Source organism: Burkholderia sp. Ac-20379 (genome assembly GCF_017104645.1).
GTDB lineage: Bacteria > Pseudomonadota > Gammaproteobacteria > Burkholderiales > Burkholderiaceae > Burkholderia.
Genome location: NZ_JAAGPF010000196.1, coordinates 1 through 14,010 on the forward strand (window position 1 = coordinate 1; position 14,010 = coordinate 14,010).

Below are 14,010 nucleotides of genomic sequence, written 5' to 3' on the forward strand. Positions count from 1 at the left end.
CCGCGCGGCTCGCCGATACGGCGCGGCTGTTCCAGGCGATGGGCACGCCGCCGGAGCCGGCGAAAGCGGACAAGACGGCGGCGGCCGTCGCGGCGTCGGGCGCGACGACGCCCTGAGCGGCCTGACGTGAATCGGCATCGGGGTGCATGGCGCATCCCGATGCCGGACAAGCACGCCTACTTTTTTCAAGCCTCACGGCGCAAGCGCGCGTTATCGGCGCGCCGTGCGCTCGACGAACCCGCGGCATGCGTCGCCGGGCGACACGAGGCGGTCGAGCTTCAGGCACAGCCGGCTGTCGCCGACGCTCTCGCCGTAGGCCGAACCGAACGACGCGAGCCCGCCGATCCGCGCCTCCAGCAGCGCGCGGTCGTCGGCACGGTGCACGCAGCGCCCGCAACGGGCGCCGGGCGGAATGCCCTCGAACGCGCTCATTGGCCGAGCGACGCCCAGTACGACGCGAACACGTGCACCGACAGCAGGTAGCCGATCACGATGTTGACCGCCACGCCGGCCGTGAACGCGATCAGCGGTTTCGCGCCGGCCGCCGACAGCGACGCGAAGCGCGTCGTCAGCCCGATGCTCAGGAAGCAGAACGTGAACGCCCAGGTGCGCAGCGCCGTGATCGGCGCGACGAACGCGGGCGTGACCACGCTGCGGTAATCGGCCAGCGAATAATGCGAGGCGATCCACGTGACGAGCGCCGACGCCACCACGAAGCCGATCACGAACTTCGGGAAACGCTTCCAGATCTCGCCCGCGCCGGTGCGCGTGCGCAGCTCGCTGCCGCCTTCCTCGCGATCCCAGCGCGTGGTCGCGACGATCGCGAGCACGAACGCCCAGATGCCGATCCAGATGTCGCGGCCCACCACCTTCATCAGCACGAACGCCTGCAGCGATGCGTCGGGCGCGCCGGCCACCGCGCCCGGCGCATGGCGCGCGAAATCGCCGTAGGCCTGCGCGGCGGCGATGCCGGCCGCGTCGGCGAATTCCGAGGTGCCGATCCACGCGCCGGCGATGCCGGTCGGCAGCCCGAGCGCGCGCGAGATGCCGGGCAGCGCGAACACCATCACGATCGCCCAGACCACCACCAGCGTGATCGCCACCGACGCCTGCTCGCGCCGCGCGCGCACCGCCCCGGCGATCGCGATCGCCGCCGACACGCCGCACACCGCACCGCCCACGCCGAGCACGGCCGCGAAGCGCCGGTCGAGCTTCAGCGCGCGCGCCACCGCGTAGATCACGAAGAACGTCGCGAGCGAGACGATGGTGGCCTGCCCCACCGCCACCGGGCCGGCCCAGGCGATCAGCGTCAGCGGCAGCGTCGCGCCGAGCAGCACGATGCCGACCTTGATGTAGAACTCCACGCGCAGCGCCGGCGCGAGCCAGGCGGGCAGCGTGAACAGGTTCGACACGATCAGGCCGAGCACCAGCGCGATCAGCGGCGGTTCGAGGTTGTAGGTGGACGCCTGCGCCCACGCGCCGATCGCGAAGATCGCGGCCGACGCCACGAAAACCACGAGAAAGCCCGGCACGAATTGCGCGACCGGCAGCTTCAGCGCCGCGATCGCCACCGAGAACACCACCGCGAACGCGACGAACAGCGCGAGGTAGCCGGCGGCATGCGCGGCCAGATCGGCGCCGAGTTGCGGCAACGAGGCCCATTTCGCGGGTGCGACGGCCAGCAGCTTGATGCTGGTGCCCGAGGCGAACAGCAGATACGCGGCGACGATGGCGAACAGGCCGATCGCCACGGCCCACCAATCCTCGGTGCCGAATGGCCGGCCCCCGTTCGTCTGCGCGGCGGTTTCGCCGCGGCTGGTGCTCGCGATGGTCGAATCGCTCATGGTGCATTCCCCTGTGGATGTGTCGTGACCGCAACGCAGCGGATGGCGTGCGGGCGGCGAACCGGGCGGGCGCCGGGTTCGACGGATCAGTATGGAATCCGTACCGAACGGCGGGAAATGACTTATTCGTCTTTGCTTATCGGGGCGGGCAGGCGGAACGCGCGCGTTGCGCGGTCACGTTCTTACGCATGACCAACGGAAAAGCGGCTTCGTCTCCCAGGGGCGCCCATGGACGACAACGCCGCCACGATCGTCGCGATGCATCGCGCCGGTCAGCGACCGTCAGCGCCCATTGCGGCCGCGCCAGGCGGCGAACTTCTCGAGCGTGGCCGGGTTCGTCGCCGGATACAGCCCGACGATTGTTTCGCCTGCCTGCACCTGCTCCATCACGAAATCCTCGAACGCCGTCATCTCGTGCGCCTCGGCCGCGATCTCCCCGACCAGATGCGCGGGGATCACGATCACGCCGTCGTTGTCGCCCACCAGCACGTCGCCGGGGAACACGGGCGCGCCGCCGCAACCGATCGGCACGCCGATGTCGAGCGCCTCGTGCAGCGTCAGGTTGGTCGGCGCCGACGGGCGCTGGTGGAACGCGGGAATCTCGGCGCGCGAGATCTCGTCGGCGTCGCGGAAGCCGCCGTCGGTCACCACGCCGGCCACACCGCGCTTCATCAGGCGCGTGACCAGGATCCCGCCGGCCGAGGCCGCGCGCGGATCGTTGCGGCTGTCCATCACGAGCACCGCGCCGGGCGGGCAGGTTTCCACCGCCTTGCGCTGCGGATGATCGGGATTGCGAAACACGTCGAGTTGATTACGATCCTCGCGCGCCGGGATGTAGCGCAGCGTGAACGCCTCGCCCACCATGCTCGTGGCCAGGCGCCTGAGCGGCGTCACGCCCTGGATCACCTGGTTGCGCAGGCCGCGCTTGTACAGCGCGGTGGCCAGGGTTGCGGTGCTGATCTGTTCCAGTTGGGCGCGCAGCGCGGGCGTCAGAATGCTCATGAAATGGCCTCGATCGGGTCAGGGTCGGTCGGTGTCGAACGGAGAATGCGGCTGCCAGCTTAATGCGTCTTGCGCGGCACCGCATCGTTCGTGCGCCGGCCATGCCGCGACGCGCGATCGATCGGCACGAACGACGAAAAAAACCGCCGCGAACGACGAACGTTCGCGGCGGTCGGCCTAGCGGCCCGCTCGGGCCGATCGGCACGCGATCAGCGGCGATCCACCCATACCGTCTGCGCATTGCAGAACTCGCGCAGGCCGAAATGCGACAGCTCGCGGCCGAACCCGCTCTTCTTGACGCCGCCGAAGCCCACGCGCACGTCGCTCGCGCTGTAGCCGTTGATGAACACGCCGCCCACCTCGAGGTCGCGCGTGATCGATTCGGCCAGCTCGGCATCGGCCGTGAACACCGACGCCGTCAGGCCGAAATCGCTGTCGTTGGCCAGTTGCACGGCGTGCGCGGCATCGTCGGCGCGGATGATCGACGCCACCGGCCCGAACAGCTCCTCGCGGAACGCCGTCATGGCGGGCGTCACGCCGGTCAGCACGGTCGGCTGGTAGTAGTTGCCCTCGCCGTCCACCTTCGCGCCGCCCACCAGCAGCGTGGCGCCTTCGGCCAGCGTGCGCTCGACCTGGCCGTGCAGTTCGTCGCGCAGGTCGTAGCGGGCCATCGGGCCGACGTAATTGTCGGGATCGCGCGGGTCGCCCATGCGCAGCGCCTTGACGGCTTCGACGAAGCGCGCCGTGAACGCATCGAGCACCGGCGCCTCGACGATGAAGCGCTTGGCCGCCGCGCACACCTGCCCCGAGTTCTGGAAGCGCCCCGCCACCGCGGCCGCCACGGCCAGATCGAGATCGGCGTCGGCCAGCACGATGAACGCGTCGGAGCCGCCCAGTTCGAGCACGCACTTCTTCAGCGCGGCGCCCGCCTGCGCGCCGATCGCCGCGCCGGCGCGCACGCTGCCCGTCACCGTGACGGCCGCGATGCGCGGATCGGCGATCGCCGCCGACACCAGTTCGTTCGACAGATTCACCAGCTCGAACACGCCGGCCGGAAAATCGGCGCGCTCGAACGCCTCGCGCAGCAGGTTCGCCGAGCCGAGCACGTTCGGCGCATGCTTGAGCACGTAGGTGTTGCCGGCGGCGAGCGCCGGCACCGCGCCGCGCACCACCTGCCAGATCGGGAAATTCCACGGCATGATCGACAGCACCGGGCCGAGCGGACGGTATTCGATGCGCGCCTTGTTGCCTTCGACCAGCGTCGGCTCCGGGGCCAGGAATTCGCCCGCGTGCTCGGCGTACCAGTCGCACACGCCCGCCGACTTCTCGACTTCGGCCAGCGCCTGCTTGATCGGCTTGCCCATTTCGAGCGTGATCGTTTCGGCGATCCGCTGCGCGTCGGCGCGCAGCGCCTGGCCGAGCCGCTTCAGCGCCGCGCCGCGCGCCTCGACCGAGCGGCGCTTCCACTCGCCGAAGGCGGCCGAGGTGCGCTGCAGGGCCTGTTCGAGGTCGTCCGGCCCCTGCACCGGATAGGTGGCGACTTCCTTGCCGTCGAGCGGGCTGATGGAGCGGAAAACGGGTGCGGCTTGGCTCATGGTGATCTCCGTTGGCATTCGATGGCAGGCAGTGTAAGCTCGGCCAACGCTCAATGAAACTGAATAGTTTTGAGCAAATCATTCACGTTTCGAGAATGTCGCCATGGATCTCGTCCAACTGGAAATGTTTCAGGCCGTCGCCCGTCACGGCAGCATCGCGGCCGCCGCGCAGGCCGTGCACCGCGTGCCGTCGAACCTGACCACGCGCATCAAGCAGCTCGAGGAAGAACTGGGCGTGGATCTGTTCACGCGCGAAAAGAACCGGCTGTCGCTGTCGCAATCGGGGCGGATCTTCCTCGATTACACGGGCAAGATCCTGAGCCTCGTGAGCGAGGCGCGCGCTGTCACGGCCGGCCAGCAGCCGGCCGGGCGCTTCGCGCTGGGCGCGCTGGAAAGCACGGCGGCGGTGCGGATTCCGGCGCTGCTGGCCACCTACAACCAGCACTTTCCGCAGGTCGCGCTCGAGCTGGCGACCGGGCCGTCGGGGCAGATGATCGACGGCGTGCTGAGCGGCGACCTGATCGCCGCGTTCGTGGACGGCCCGCTCGACCACCCGGAGCTGACCGGCTTCCCGGTGTTCGACGAGGAGATGGTGGTGGTCGCGCCGGCCGCGCATGCGCCGATCCGCCGGGGCCGCGACGCGGACGGCGATGCGCTCTACGTGTTCCGCAAGAACTGCTCGTACCGCCGCCACCTCGAACGCTGGCTCGCCAACGACGGCGCGCTGCATGGCGAGATCCGCGAACTGGAGTCGTATCACGGCATGCTGGCCTGCGTGAGCGCGGGCGGCGGGCTCGCGATCATGCCGCTCAGCATGCTCGAAAGCATGCCCGGCTCGCAGTCGGTGCGCGCCTGGCCGATGGGCAAGGAATTCGGCCTGCTGCGAACCTGGCTGATCTGGCGCAAGGGCACGGTGTCGAAGGCGCTGGAGGCGTTCTCGCAGTTGATCACGCATTCGCAGCCGGCGCGGTAAGCGGCGCGTTCGGCCAGCCCCAGCGTGTGCGTGCGCCGAGACAACGTGCGGTAGTCGATGCCAAGCCGAGCGACCAACCCACGGCCGTTTCCCCGGCCCGAGCGCTACGCCCGCCGCATCACGCGCCGCGTTCGGCCAGCCCCAGCGCCCGCATGCGCCGATACAGCGTGCGCTCGCTGATGCCGAGCCGCGCCGCCAGCGCCTTGCGCGTGCCGCGGAAGCCGGCGGCGACCTGGCGCAGCGTGTCGTCGTCCGGCGCGGCCGATCCCTGCCGTTGCGCCGCCCCGGACACCGCCCCGCGCAGCGCGTCGGGCAGGTGCTCGACGCGGATCACGCCGTCGTCGGCGAACAGGCAGGCGCGTTCGAGCACGTTGCGCAGTTCGCGGATATTGCCGGGCCACGCATAGGCGTCGAGGCAGGCGCGCGCCGCCTCGTGCAGCACGCACGGCCGCGCGCCGGGCCGGGCGTCGGCGATCCGGCGCAGGATCGATTCGGCGATCAGGCCGATGTCGCCGCGACGCGCGCGCACCGGCGGCAGATCGATCGGGAACGCGCTGATCCGGTAGTAGAGATCGGGACGGAAGCGCCCGTCGCCGATCATCTCGCGCAGCGGCTGGTGGGTGGCCGCGACCAGCCGGAAATCGGCGCGCAGCGCCTCCACGCCGCCCACGCGCCGGAACGTGCCCGATTCGATCAGCCGCAGCAGCTTGACCTGCATCGACGCGGGCACGTCGCCGATCTCGTCGACGAACAACGTGCCGCCCTGCGCGGTTTCGACGAGGCCCGGCTTGCGCGCCTGCGCGCCGGTGAACGCCCCCTTCTCGTAGCCGAACAGCTCGCTCTCGAACAGCGATTCGGCGATGCCCGAGCAATCGACCACCACGAACGGCCCGGCCGCGCGCGGGCTGGCCTCGTGCAGCGCCCGCGCGAACAGCTCCTTGCCGGTGCCCGATTCGCCGAGCAGCAGCACCGGCAGCGTGGACGGCGCGACACGCTGCAACGCCGACAGCGCCGCGTTGAACGGCTCGGAACTGCCGACCAGGCCGCCGGCGCTGGGCCGCGCCGACGCGCTGCGCACGGTGGTCAGCCGTTCGACATAGGCCGCGACCTCGCCCGCGGCGTCGAACACCGGGCGCATGTCCACGTCGACGTGTTCGGGGCCGCGCGGCGTGTGATGGATGTGCAGCACGCGCGAGGCCGCACCCGATTCGAGCGCGGCGCGCATCGGGCAGTGCTCGCCGGCCTGGTCGCACGGCACGTCGTAGCGATGCGAGACGCGGTAGCAGTGCCGGCCGACGTGCGCCTGCCCGGCCACGCCGAACTGGCGCTGATAGGCGGCGTTGGCGGCCAGGATCCGGTAATCGCGGTCGACCACGATCATCGGCTGCGGATCGTGTTCGAGATAGGAGACGAGCGCGCCGAGGCCGGCGGGCGTGCCGGCGGTATCGGCCGGGACGATCGGGATCGTCGGGCGCGGCTTGCGGACGGGCGCGGCGACATCGGCGGCAGCAGCGCCATCGGCGGCATCGGAAACAGCGGCCGGCGCGTCGGGCGCGGTGCGGCGGCGGCGAGTGGACATGGCGAATCCGGACAAGGGCAGGCAGGCTGCCAATTCTGCCACACGACTGCCACGACACTGCCAACCTGGCAGCATTTCCCGGCCACGTTCGCGCCGGCGGCCCGCGCCGCCCTCGCCTCGCCGCCAAAAACCGCAACCGGATCAAGCCCCTAGCCATACGAAGCAGCTCGCCGGCGCGCCTGGCACGCATCTTGTCTATAAAACACGTTCCAGACCGTTTCCGGAGTACCCCAGCGATGTCCGCCCCCGCCTTCACCGTCGACTCGTTCTTCGATCCCGCCACCTGCACGGCCACCCACGTCGTGCTCGATACCGCCACGCGCGAGTGCGCGATCGTCGATTCCGTGCTCGATTTCGATCCGAAGTCGGGCCGCACCGGCCATGCGAGCGCCGAGCGCATCGCCGCGCACGTGGAGGCGCTCGGCGCACGCGTGCGCTGGCTGCTCGAAACCCACGTGCACGCCGATCATCTGTCCGCCGCGCCGTGGCTGCAGGCGCGCCTCGGCGGCGAGATCGCGATCGGCCGCGACGTGACGCGCGTGCAGAAGGTGTTCGGCGCGCTGTTCGACGCCGGCCCCGATTTCGTGCCCGACGGCCGCCCGTTCGACCGGCTGATCGACGACGGCGACACGCTCGCGCTCGGCGCGCTGGCGATCCGCGCGACCCACACGCCCGGCCATACGCCGGCCTGCATGACCTACCTGGTGGCGCGCGCCGACGGCGGCTCGGCCCCGGCCGACACCGCCGCGTTCGTCGGCGATACGCTGTTCATGCCCGACTACGGCACCGCGCGCTGCGATTTCCCCGGCGGCGACGCGCGCACGCTGTACCGCTCGATCCGCAAGGTGCTGAGCCTGCCGCCCGAAACACGGCTCTACCTGTGCCACGACTACCCGCCCGACGGCGGCCGCGACGCCTGCGTGGTCACCACCGTGGCTGCCCAGCGCGACGCGAACATCCACGTGCACGACGGCATCGACGAGGACAGTTTCGTGGCGATGCGCACCGCGCGCGACGCCACGCTCGCGATGCCGGTGCTGATCCTGCCGTCGGTGCAGGTCAACATGCGCGCCGGCCGGCTGCCCGATCCGGCGCCGAACGGCATCCGTTATCTGAAACTGCCGATCGACGCGCTGTAAGCGCCGCGGCCTCCGCCTCTCCTCGAAGGAATCCCGACCATGTCCGCTTCCCCCAACGCCGCCGTGCCGGCCGCGCGTCACGAGATCGTGATCGTCGGCGCCGGCGCCGCCGGCATCGCCACCGCCGCCAGCCTGCTCAAACGCGATCGCACGCTCGACATCGCGCTCGTCGACCCGGCCGACACGCACTATTACCAGCCGGGCTGGACGATGGTGGGCGGCGGCGTGTTCGACGCGCCGTCCACGGCGCGGCCGATGGCGAGCGTGCTGCCGCGCGGCGTGACGCACATCCGCTCGGCCGTCGTGGCGTTCTCGCCCGAGCAGCAGACCATCACGCTCGACGGCGGCACGCGCGTCGGCTACCGGCAACTCGTGGTGTGCCCCGGCATCGAACTGAACTGGGCCGGCATCGACGGCCTGAGCGACACGCTCGGCCAGCACGGCGTGACCTCGAACTACCGCTACGATCTCGCGCCGTACACCTGGCAGCTCGTGCAGGCCCTGCCGCGCGGCCGCGCGATCTTCACGCAGCCGCCGATGCCGATCAAATGCGCGGGCGCGCCGCAGAAGGCCATGTATCTGTCGGCCGATCACTGGCGGCGCACCGGCCGCCTCGGCAACATCGAGATCGAATTCCATCTGGCCGCGCCGGCGCTGTTCGGCGTGCCGGCCTACGTGCCGGCGCTGATGGAATCGGTCAAGGGCTACGGCATCGGCCTGAATTTCGGCGACACGCTGATCGCCGTGGACGGCCCCGCGCGCCTCGCCCGCTTCCGCCGCGCGCGCGCCGAGGCCGACGGCGGCGGCACCGAGGAGATCACGCGCGAATTCGACCTGCTGCACGCGGTGCCGCCGCAACGCGCGCCGGGCTTCGTGCGCGACAGCGCGCTGGCCGATGCGGGCGGCTGGATCGACGTCGATCCGGCCACGCTGCGCCACCGCGCGTTCGAGAACGTCCACGCGCTCGGCGACGCGGTCAACACCACCAACGCGAAAACAGCCGCCGCCGCGCGCAAGCAGGCACCGGTGGTGGCGCACAACGTGCTGGCCGCGCTCGGCCGCACGCAGGGCGTGGCACGCTACGACGGCTACGGCTCGTGCCCGCTGACGGTGGAGCGCGGCCGCGTGGTGCTGGCCGAATTCCTGTACGGCGGCAAGGTCGCGCCGACCTTCCCGGCCTGGCTCAACGACGGCACGCGGCCCTCGCGGCTTGCCTGGTTCCTCAAGGAAAAACTGCTGCCGCCCGTCTATTGGCACGCGATGCTGAAGGGCCGCGAATGGTTCACGGCGCCGGCCATCGGCGAAGCCTGAGCCGCCGCCGCGCCACCAACGACAACGCCCGGAATCGCGAACACGATCCCGGGCGTTGCCTGGTCGGCTTGGCGCGCGTCAGGCCACCACGGCCATCCGCCGCCGCTCGCGGCGCAGCATCATCATGTTGGCGCCGATCACGCCGATCGTCACGGCGACGATGAACAGCGTGGCGAGCGCGTTCATCTCGGGGTTCAGGCCGAGGCGCACGCGCGAGAACACCACCAGCGGCAGCGTGGTCGAGCCGGGGCCGGACAGGAACGCCGACAACACCAGATCGTCGATCGACAGCGTGAACGACAGCAGCCAGCCCGACACCAGCGCCTGCGAGATCAGCGGCAGCGTGATCGTGAAGAACACCTTGAACGGCGTCGCGCCGAGGTCGAGCGCGGCCTCCTCCAGCGACGGATCGAGCTCGCGCACGCGCGACTGCACGATGATCGCCACGTAGGACAGGCACAGCATCACGTGGCCGGCCCAGATCGTGAACATGCCGCGCTGCGCGGGCCAGCCGATCCACTTCGCCAGCTCGATGAACAGCAGCAGCAGCGAGATGCCCTGGATCACCTCGGGAATCACGAGCGGCGCGTTGATCATGCCCGAGTAGAGCGCGAAGCCGCGGAAACGGCCCATGCGCGCCAGCACGAAGCCGGCCCAGGTGCCGATGAACACCGAGGCGAACGCGGTCAGCACGCCGATCTTCAGCGACAGCCAGGCCGCCGCGATCAGTTCGTCGTCGGCCAGCAGCGCCGCATACCAGCGCGTCGAGAAGCCCGACCACACCGTCACCAGTTGCGACGCGTTGAACGAGTAGACGATCAGGCTCAGGATCGGGATGTACAGGAAGGCGAAGCCCAGCCCGAGCGCCGCGATCCGCAGATAACGATTCGGCATCATTTGCGGCGGCCCTCCAGTTCCTTCGCCTGGAAGTGCTGGAACGCGGCCATCGGCACCAGCAGCAGCAGCACCATCGCGCAGGTCACCGCCGAAGCCATCGGCCAATCCGCGTTGTTGAAGAACTCGTTCCACATGACGCGGCCGATCATCAGCGTATCGGCGCCGCCGAGCAGTTCGGGGATCACGTACTCGCCCACCGCCGGGATGAACACCAGCAGGCAGCCCGCGATGATGCCGTTCTTCGAGAGCGGCAGCGTGACGGTCAGGAACGCCTTCCACGGCTTCGCGCCGAGGTCGTACGCGGCTTCGAGCAGGCGCAGGTCCATCTTCACGAGGTGCGCGTAGAGCGGCATCACGAGGAACGGCAGATACGTGTAGACCATGCCGATATACACCGCGAAATTGGTGCGGTACAGCTCGATCGGCGAATGGATCAGGCCGATGCCGATCAGGAAATTGTTCAGGAGCCCGTTGTTCTTGAGAATGCCGATCCACGCGTACACGCGGATCAGGAACGACGTCCAGAACGGCAGCATCACCGCCATCATCAGCAGGTTGCGCGAGGCCGGGTTCGAGCGCGCGATGTAGTACGCCATCGGATAGCCGAGCAGCAGGCACAGGAACGTCGTGACGGCCGCCACCCACACCGAGTTCACGTAGGTCGCGAAATACAGGCTGTCGGTGAACAGGAACGCGTAGTGCGACAGGTTCAGCTTGATGTTCAGCGCGCCGTCCGCGAACGAGGTCAGTTCGGTGTACGGAGGAATGCCGAGGTTCAGTTCCGCGAAGCTGATCTTCACGACCAGCAGGAACGGCACCGCGAAGAACAGGATGAGCCAGAAGAACGGCCCCGCGATCACGGCCGTGCGGCCGCTCAGGCCGAGCTTGCGCATCGGCCAGCCGAAGAACGTGGACAGCGCGCTCATGAGGTCAGCACCACGCCGGCCGTGGCGCTCCAGCGCACGTAGATCTCGTCGTTCCAGCCCGGCGTGTCGATCTCCGACAGCGCGAGGCTGGTGGCGTTGGCGATCACGGTCTTGCCCGAATCGAGCTTGACGTGATACAGCGAATAGCCGCCCATGTAGGCCACGTTGGTGATCACGCCGTGGCCCCAGTTGTGGGCGCCCTCGGGCGGCTTGCGCGTGAGCGCGATGCGCTCGGGGCGCACCGACACCGTCACCGCCATGCCGAGCGGGCCGGTGATGCCGTGGCTCACGTGCAGGCGGCACGGCAGGTCCGGCGTCTCGATGAACACGTAATCGGGTTCGTCCTCCACCACGTTGCCCTCGAACAGGTTCGTCGAGCCGATGAATTCGGCCGAGAACCGGCTGTTCGGATATTCGTAGACTTCGCGCGGCGCGCCGATCTGCACGATCTGGCCTTCGCTCATCACGGCGATCCGGTTCGCCATCGTCATCGCCTCTTCCTGATCGTGCGTGACCATGATGCAGGTGACGCCGACCTTGTCGAGGATGTTGACGAGTTCGATCTGGGTGCGCTGGCGGATCTGCTTGTCGAGCGCCGACATCGGCTCGTCGAGCAGCAGCAGCTTGGGCCGCTTGACCAGCGAGCGCGCCAGCGCCACGCGCTGCTGCTGGCCGCCCGAGAGCTGGTGCGGCTTGCGCGTCGCGTAACGGCTCATCTGCACGAGTTCGAGCGCATCGCGCACGCGTTCCTTCAGCTCGGCCTTCGGCGTGCCTTCCTGCCTGAGGCCGTACGCCACGTTCGCTTCCACCGTCATGTGCGGAAACAGCGCGTACGACTGGAACATCATGTTCACGGGCCGCTTGTACGGCGGCATCTGCGCGAGATCCTCGCCGTCGATCAGGATCTTGCCCGACGTGACGGTTTCGAGGCCGGCCAGCATGCGCAGCAGCGTGGATTTCCCGCAGCCGGAACTGCCCAGCAGTGCGAACAGTTCACCCTTCTCGACGGAGAGATTGACCTGGCGCACCGCGGTGGTGTCGCCGAATTGCTTGACCACGTCGACGATCCGCACGAAGTTCGCGGCGGCGTCCGCCGGCGAAACGTTGGGCGGGCTGGACGGCGCAGCGGCGGACGACAAGCGCGACTGGCTATTCATGATCTGCTGCATCACTCCTGGGTAATACCAAACAAAGGCGGTTGAGACGAACAAAGCCCCCGGGGGCACCAGGGGCTTGATGGGACGGCGTCGAATCCGGGGCGGGCTTCAGCGGCCGGACTTGAACTCGGTCCAGAGCCGCGTCTGCAGACGCTGGATTTCAGGCGGCAGCGGCTTGAGCAGGAACAGCGTCTTGACCACGTCGGCCGGCGGGTACACGGCCGGATCGTTCGCCACGTCCTTGCTGACGAACTGGCGGGCCGCGGCGTTCGCGCTCGGGTAGTACACCGTGTTGGTGATCGCCGCGTGCACCTTCGGATCCTCGATGTAGTTGATCCATTCGAGCGCCGCTTCCTTGTTCTTCGCGTCCTTCGGGATCGCCATCACGTCGAACCACACGGGCGCGCCGCCCTTCGGAATGTAGTACTCGACCTTGTACGGCTTCTTCGCTTCCTGCGCGCGGTGCTTGGCGATCACGACGTCGCCCGACCAGCCGTATGCGAAGCAGATATCGCCGCCGACCAGATCGTTGATGTAGCCCGACGAGTTGAACTGCGTGATGTACGGGCGGATCTTCTTGAGCACCGCCATCGCGGCCTGGTAATCGGCCGGGTTGGTGCTCATCGGATCCTTGCCGATGTAGTGCAGCGCGGCGGCGAACATCTGATCCGGCGCGTCGAGCACCGACACGCCGCAGGCCTTCAGCTTCGAGATGTTTTCCGGCTTGAACAGGATGTCCCAGTTGTCGAGCGGCACCTTGCCGAGGATCTGCTGGGCCTTGTTGACGTTGTAGGCGAGGCCCGTCGTGCCGTAGGCCCAGGGCACCACGTACTTGTTGCCCGGATCGGCGCCGGCCACCAGCGCCATCAGTTGCGGATCGAGGTTCTTCAGGTTCGGCAGCTTCGACTTGTCGAGCGGCGCGAAGATGCCGGCGGCGATCTGCTTGCCGGCGTAGTTGCTGGTCGGCACCACGATGTCGTAGCCCGAGCTGCCGGTCAGCAGCTTGGCCTGCAGCGTGTCGTCGCTGTCGTAGTTGTCGTAGCGGACCTTGATGCCCGTTTGCTTCTCGAAGTTGGGGATGGTGTCCTTGGCAATATAGTCGGACCAGTTGTAGACATTGAGCTGCGTGTCCTTCGCCGAGGCGGCCGTGGCGGCCACGCACAGCGAGAGGGCCATCAACCGGCCAGCTACCTTTGCGTTCATCCCGTTCTCCCGTCCGGCCCTATGCTGGCCGGTATCGACTGTCGTCATAACGGGCCGCCGAAGCGACCCGTCCCTGAAAAACCCGAAAAATATCACTAATCCCGGAGCGTCACAAAAAAAATGCGCCGATGTCGCGCAAACGGAACACCTGCCGGGAGTCGCGGCAATTTTATCGGGTTATGCGGGCCTGTCCACCCGAAAAAATATCGGCGGGCCCCGGGTGACGCTACGGCGCTTCGGCCCGGCTGGCGCACCGCAGGCGGCGTGACGGCACGCCATCGGCCGTGCGACGCCGGCTTGCGCGGTCGCGCCATCGCCCCCGCGCAAACGCGCCCGGCAGGCAGCCGGCACGCACCCGGCAATCCGTTTCAAGCTTGCCGCTGA

Annotated in this window: 11 protein-coding genes and 1 pseudogene; 3 read left to right on the plus strand and 9 right to left on the minus strand. The window is 68.8% G+C overall.

Features of this window, described 5'->3' with window-relative positions; all coding sequences use genetic code 11:
* Window positions 1-210 precede the first annotated feature (210 nt).
* The 4 genes from G3N92_RS22050 to G3N92_RS22065 all read right to left on the minus strand — a co-directional run bounded on the left by G3N92_RS22050 (window position 211) and on the right by G3N92_RS22065 (window position 4,441).
* Window positions 211-432, minus strand: a complete 222-nt coding sequence (locus tag G3N92_RS22050; protein ID WP_206129704.1) for a hypothetical protein — start codon at window positions 430-432, stop codon at window positions 211-213.
* A complete protein-coding gene (locus G3N92_RS22055) occupies window positions 429-1,844 on the minus strand; it encodes a putative sulfate exporter family transporter (RefSeq protein WP_206129705.1) in 1,416 nt (471 codons plus the stop codon). The genes G3N92_RS22050 and G3N92_RS22055 overlap by 4 nt, the downstream gene beginning before the upstream one ends.
* A gap of 282 nt (window positions 1,845-2,126) precedes the next feature.
* Entirely contained in the window at window positions 2,127-2,846 is a 720-nt protein-coding gene (locus tag G3N92_RS22060; protein ID WP_206129706.1) for a ribonuclease activity regulator RraA, read from the minus strand.
* Between the two features lie 209 nt (window positions 2,847-3,055).
* Window positions 3,056-4,441, minus strand: a complete 1,386-nt coding sequence (locus G3N92_RS22065) for an aldehyde dehydrogenase family protein (protein WP_206129707.1) — start codon at window positions 4,439-4,441, stop codon at window positions 3,056-3,058.
* Window positions 4,442-4,544: 103 nt separating this feature from the next.
* Here G3N92_RS22065 and G3N92_RS22070 point away from each other — a divergent pair, with 103 nt between their 5' ends.
* Window positions 4,545-5,414, plus strand: a complete 870-nt coding sequence (locus G3N92_RS22070) for a LysR family transcriptional regulator (RefSeq protein WP_206129708.1) — start codon at window positions 4,545-4,547, stop codon at window positions 5,412-5,414.
* A 118-nt stretch (window positions 5,415-5,532) separates the two neighbouring features.
* On the opposite strand, the gene G3N92_RS22075 is transcribed toward G3N92_RS22070, so the two are convergent.
* Window positions 5,533-6,993: a sigma 54-interacting transcriptional regulator gene (locus G3N92_RS22075; RefSeq protein WP_206129709.1), complete on the minus strand. Its 1,461-nt coding sequence runs from the start codon at window positions 6,991-6,993 to the stop codon at window positions 5,533-5,535.
* A gap of 236 nt (window positions 6,994-7,229) precedes the next feature.
* On the opposite strand from G3N92_RS22075, the gene G3N92_RS22080 reads away from it, so the two are divergent.
* Window positions 7,230-8,132 (plus strand): MBL fold metallo-hydrolase, encoded by a 903-nt coding sequence (locus tag G3N92_RS22080; RefSeq protein WP_206129710.1) that lies wholly within the window; start codon window positions 7,230-7,232, stop codon window positions 8,130-8,132.
* A 78-nt stretch (window positions 8,133-8,210) separates the two neighbouring features.
* Window positions 8,211-9,443: pseudogene (locus G3N92_RS22085) on the plus strand (FAD/NAD(P)-binding oxidoreductase); the annotation flags it as partial.
* Window positions 9,444-9,521: 78 nt separating this feature from the next.
* On the opposite strand, the gene G3N92_RS22090 reads toward G3N92_RS22085, so the two are convergent.
* From G3N92_RS22090 to G3N92_RS22105, 4 genes are all read right to left on the minus strand, one after another.
* The gene (locus G3N92_RS22090) at window positions 9,522-10,340 is read right to left on the minus strand and encodes an ABC transporter permease subunit (protein ID WP_206129712.1); all 819 of its coding nucleotides are present in this window, start codon (window positions 10,338-10,340) and stop codon (window positions 9,522-9,524) included.
* Window positions 10,337-11,266, minus strand: coding sequence for an ABC transporter permease subunit (locus G3N92_RS22095; RefSeq protein WP_206129713.1), 930 nt, complete (start codon window positions 11,264-11,266; stop codon window positions 10,337-10,339). Before G3N92_RS22095 ends, G3N92_RS22090 begins: the two co-directional genes overlap by 4 nt.
* Complete coding sequence (gene potA, locus G3N92_RS22100) at window positions 11,263-12,423, minus strand: polyamine ABC transporter ATP-binding protein (RefSeq protein WP_206129714.1); 1,161 nt, start codon at window positions 12,421-12,423, stop codon at window positions 11,263-11,265. The genes G3N92_RS22095 and potA overlap by 4 nt, the downstream gene beginning before the upstream one ends.
* Before the next feature lie 108 nt (window positions 12,424-12,531).
* Window positions 12,532-13,626: a polyamine ABC transporter substrate-binding protein gene (locus G3N92_RS22105; protein ID WP_206129715.1), complete on the minus strand. Its 1,095-nt coding sequence runs from the start codon at window positions 13,624-13,626 to the stop codon at window positions 12,532-12,534.
* Window positions 13,627-14,010: the final 384 nt, after the last annotated feature.